Origin of the sequence: Aliiglaciecola sp. 2_MG-2023, from assembly GCF_030548145.1 — a bacterium.
GTDB lineage: Bacteria > Pseudomonadota > Gammaproteobacteria > Enterobacterales > Alteromonadaceae > Aliiglaciecola > Aliiglaciecola lipolytica_A.
This window is the reverse complement of record NZ_JAUORY010000051.1, coordinates 1-3638: the sequence shown is the minus strand read 5'-3', so window position 1 is coordinate 3638 and position 3638 is coordinate 1. Positions and strand designations below refer to the sequence as shown.

2 protein-coding genes are annotated in these 3638 nt (G+C 38.0%); both read right to left on the bottom strand.

Translation table 11 applies throughout. The features are described from left to right. Nucleotides 1–202 precede the first annotated feature (202 nt). Nucleotides 203–1639 carry a sulfatase gene (locus Q4567_RS22075; protein ID WP_216050602.1) on the bottom strand — a complete coding sequence of 479 codons (1437 nt, stop codon included), beginning with the start codon at nt 1637–1639 and terminating at the stop codon, nt 203–205. 120 nt (nt 1640–1759) lie between these two features. Next, complete coding sequence (locus tag Q4567_RS22070) at nt 1760–3076, bottom strand: sulfatase-like hydrolase/transferase (protein WP_216050603.1); 1317 nt, start codon at nt 3074–3076, stop codon at nt 1760–1762. Between the last annotated feature and the right edge of the window lie 562 nt (nt 3077–3638).

Below are 3638 nucleotides of genomic sequence, written 5' to 3'. Positions count from 1 at the left end.
GAACATGCTCAAAGCATCCATCGAAGCCCTAGTGGAGGATGCAAAATGTTGATGCCGCTGTGGGGATCCCTCAGGCTTTAGCTCCCCGCAACCCTGCATTAAAGTTTGAAAACAACACAATAGAGTTCTTATGATTCTCAGCTTGGTTAATGGGTTGAATATGCTCAACCCGTTGTCTGTCTGACGAGCACCATTTATTCGGCTATTTTCCGTATTTGCTTTCTACATCTTGTTTTAAAGCAATATCGAAAGACTCCATACGTTCTTTTAATGCTTTTACTTTTTCAGGGTATTTGTTAATTAAGTTCTCTTTTTCTGGCGCATCCAGCTTAATGTTATACAACTTTTCACTGAGTTCTTGGCCGTTAATTTTCTGTTGTTGGTTTGGATTGAAGCCTTTATAAATAAACTTCCAATCGCCCAATCTGATGCCATCTACGGTGCTGGTATTAGCAGAGTAATAAAATATCTCTTTACGAGGAGAATCTTTTTGTTCACCGCTTAAAAAGCGAGAAATATCAACCCCATCGTAAATTCTATCTTTGGGTAACTCAATTCCAGCATAGTTTGCAATGGTTGGAAATAAATCGAGTGCTGAAACAATTTCGTCGCTTACGGTTGGCTCTATTTCTGTGGGTGCCCATATAATACCTGGTACACGTAAGCCTCCCTCGTAGGTTGTAAATTTACTACCTCGTAATGGCTTCGCTGAGCCTTTGCTGTTCGGTCCGTTGTCAGAAGTGTAAATAACCAAGGTATTCTTGTCTAAACCTTGTTCTTTTAAGGCTTTCATTACCTCACCTACGCTCCAGTCAATTTCTTGTACTGCATCATAAAACGGACCACCTTTGCTTGAGCCTTTGAATTTTTCACCGGTAAAAATGGGCAAATGTGGAAAAGTATGTGCGAAATATAAAAAGAACGGCTTCTGTTTATTTCTTTTAATAAATGATACTGCTTCTTTTGTATATCGCTCTGTCAAGGTTGATTGATTAGCGGGATATTCGATAACCTGATTGCCTCTCATTAAGGGGACTTTTCTCTTTAGTTTTTTATAAGCTTTCAGGCCGTTAGTTGCTATTTGATTGGCATCGTAATGTAATTGTTCAAGGGTATAACCTTCATTTAAAACAATATCTTCGGCTATGTCCATATTAGGCGCAATGGACATGTCATTACTATATGGCAGGCCATAGAAGTAATCGAACCCCTGAGCAGTAGGCAAATAGGCTTTTTCATGACCGAGGTGCCATTTACCAATAAGACCAGTAGCGTAATTTTTTTGTTTTAACAATTCCGCAATCGTGATTTCTTGTGGTGGTAAGCCCTTTCCAGTATAAACAGCAGGACTTGAGAAAACTACGTGCTGAGCACCTGCACGCACCGGCATTCTGCCAGTTAACAAAGACGCTCTTGAAGGCGAACAAACGGAAGAGGCTACATAGAAGCTGGTTAATTTCATTCCCTCTTTTGCTAACTGATCAATATAGGGTGTATCCGCTTTTTTTGATCCAAAAGAGCTAAGGTCTTCATACCCTTGGTCATCAGAGAAGATAACCACAACATTTTGAATCTTACTTTGTGCAGTTGCCATAGTGAATAACAAACAGCTCGTTAACAACAGTGGTGATTTTTTCATTGTATTTATACTCGTCGTATTATCGTCTAAATGTAGCGTCATATAGGCATAAATAATTTGCTACAGCCTTTTTTTGTAAGGTTTACTTTTTACTTCAGTTATATTTTAAATATCGTGGGCTTAGCGTTTCATTAAAGCTTGTAAGTTTGAAAATATTTGTTTTTCTTGTGCTGACAATTCATCTAACTGAACCGACTTAGTTTGATAGTGACCATTATATTTTTCGTAAATAGTATCTTTCCCTATATCGCTAATTTTGACACCATAATTGAAATTTCTAATCCAAGTATCTTTCTTGTAGCTAATTTGAATGTGGCTTTTATTAGCCTGTTGAGCGTATTGCTGCTGGTCGTTTAATAATAAAGGTTTCAAGCTAAGGCCATGATGTGGGTAATCTTCGGCTAATGGTATACCTGTAAAATCAAGTAAGGTGGGCAAAATATCAGAGAGCTCAACTAAACGTGTATGATTTACTTTTGGTTGGATGACACCGGGCCAGTTAATAATCAACGGTACACGAGTACCGGCGTCGGTTAATGTACCTTTAGCGCCTTTAACTAACTTGTCAGGACATTGAGTAGTAATAGGTTTGTCGGTGCCATTGTCACCAACAAAAATAATTAGGGTGTTTTCGCGCAAACCTAAGGCGTCTAATTTATCAATAATACTCCCCACCATTTTGTCGGCATATTGCACCATGTCTTTGAAATGAGCTGTTTGCTCTTTAACTCCGCCGGGTCCTTTTTCTGAAATTGAACCTAGTGATTTTCCATCCCAATCGGCCGAATCAGGCGTGGCATCGAATGGCCAATGTGGCAGCAACATAGGGTAATACAGTAAAAAAGGCTGATCTTGGTTGCGCTCAATAAAGCCAGTGAGTTGATTAACTAAAACATCGGGACCATATTCACCTCCTGAAAAATTAACAGCTTTACCATTAAATTCTAATTGAGGGTTAGGGTACCGGCTATCATGCTTGGTATCTTCACGTAAACGAGGGCGAGTATGTTGCCACAGCCAGGAGCTGTCAAAACCAAAATGCTGAGGTGAGTCTATTTCTTTACCCAATTGCCATTTACCCGCAATGGCCGTTTTATAACCGGCACTTTTTAAATAATGGGCAAAGGTGGTTTGGCTCCTATCAAGCTTCGCAAATCGTTTATAGTTGCGTAAGTTATATAACCCTGTCATTAACTTAACACGTGATTGCGTGCATTTAGGATTAGCAAAAGCATGTTCAAATCTAACGCCTTGAGCAGCCAGTTCATCTAGTACCGGTGTATTATATCCGGCACAACCATTGGCAGATAAACATTCATAACCCATATCATCGGCTAGAATAAGCACAATATTTGGTTGCTTAGCATGGATGCTTATACTGACTAAACCCGCAATAACACCCATTAACAAAGATTTAAGTGATTTTCTTATTTGCATGATAGTTTCTTATTTAAGTAAAAGAGATTTATGCCGAATGCTTTGATTGCGGATCGAATGGGCGCCTATTAAATGAATTTAATGTTCGTAAAGGCTAAACAAAATAATAGAGCGCACTTACAATCTATTTACATTGTAAATAATGTTTCATATTTAAAAAAGGTGTTTATCAGTATTTTTTAAAAATTAATTATAGGTTTTACAATTATTTCTTTAAGTCACACTTTCTATTGATTTAAGTAATTTTGATCCATTTTTCAGCATGACAAACAACATGGACAGCCACATTTTTAGATAGCATATTTTTTTGCTTTTAATAATGAGTGGATGATAACGAAAAGGTTTTAATATGCTCATTATCTAGATAAACAGATGAGGCAAGTTCATTTTTTGCCGAATGAACGCGATTAAGATTGATTTAGGGTGATGTGAAGAGTATTTCTTGTGCAAAGAAACAATTGAAATGAAAAGTGACTTTAGTGGAGTCGTTAGCCTACAGAATTTTTTTGCCGACGTTTTCGCTTGTAACGCTTTAAAGTGTCTGTTTGCCCAGCAGCCACAC